Source organism: Mesorhizobium sp. M7A.F.Ca.MR.176.00.0.0 (genome assembly GCF_004023165.1).
In the GTDB taxonomy this organism is placed as follows: domain Bacteria; phylum Pseudomonadota; class Alphaproteobacteria; order Rhizobiales; family Rhizobiaceae; genus Mesorhizobium.
In genome coordinates, this window is record NZ_RZTC01000297.1 from 1 (window position 1) to 884 (window position 884).

The window sequence follows — 884 nt, forward strand, 5'->3', positions numbered from 1 at the left end:
CCTACGACTCGTCCCTCTCATCGCGCAAATTAGACACAACGCGGCGGTTCTGCGACCTGCAGGCGGCGTCGGGGCAGTCGCGGACGAGCCTGTCCTTGCCGTAGCCCTTGGCCCACATGCGATTGCGGTCTATGCCGCCGGCGGCGAGGTAGTCCATCACCGCATCGGCGCGCTGCTGCGACAGCGCCGTTTCACTTGCGCCGGGATCGTCGGCGAAACCCTGCAGCTTGAGCAGCCAGCGCGGATGCTTTGCTAACCAGGCGATCTGGGTGTCGAGGGTGGCCTTGGCGACAGAATCGAGCGCAACCGAACCTTGCGTGAAATAGGTGCGGCGGCCGACATTGAGGATAAAATCCTCCTCGCTGCCCGGCTGCACGTTCTGGAAGCCGGCAATCTCGGCGTTGGTGACGTCTGGCGTGGAAGGGGCCAGCGTGTTGCTGGTCGAGCAGGATGCGACAAGCACCAGCAGGCTGGCAGCGAGCAGCCGGCGCGTGTTTTCAATCATGCGGTTCATCAGGCGCCAATCATTCGACAGTTGTGGAAGCGGGCGCCTGGTCGGCTATGTGCGGCAGGACCTCCACCGCGGTGCCGATCGGGCACCGCTGGTAGAGGTCGATGATGTCTTCCGGGAACATGCGGATGCAGCCGCTGGAAGCGTCGGTGCCGATGCTCCATGGCTCCAGGGTGCCATGCAGGCGGTAGCCGATGTCGGCGCCGTCGCGGTACAGATAGAGCGCGCGCGGCCCGAGCGGATTGTTGGACGCGCCGCCTGCGACCATCGGCGGTAGGTCCGGCTTGCGCTTACGCATTTCGGGGGGCGGGGCCCATCGCGGCCACAGCGCGCGGCGGTCGATCGTCGCGCGGCCGTACCATTTGAAGCCGTC

2 protein-coding genes are annotated in these 884 nt (G+C 65.8%); both read right to left on the reverse strand.

Annotated features, from left to right (window positions below; translation table 11 throughout):
* Position 1: 1 nt before the first annotated feature.
* Positions 2 to 514 (reverse strand): OmpA family protein, encoded by a 513-nt coding sequence (locus tag EOB59_RS34945; protein WP_128290312.1) that lies wholly within the window; start codon positions 512 to 514, stop codon positions 2 to 4.
* A 10-nt stretch (positions 515 to 524) separates the two neighbouring features.
* On the reverse strand, positions 525 to 884 hold a 360-nt coding region (locus EOB59_RS34950; RefSeq protein WP_164895869.1), incomplete at its 5' end, for a L,D-transpeptidase.

Bases quoted from the DNA above. Each gene is read 5' to 3' on its own strand.
- EOB59_RS34945 (WP_128290312.1), bottom strand. From the start codon at position 514: ATGAACCGCATGATTGAAAACACGCGCCGGCTGCTCGCTGCCAGCCTG.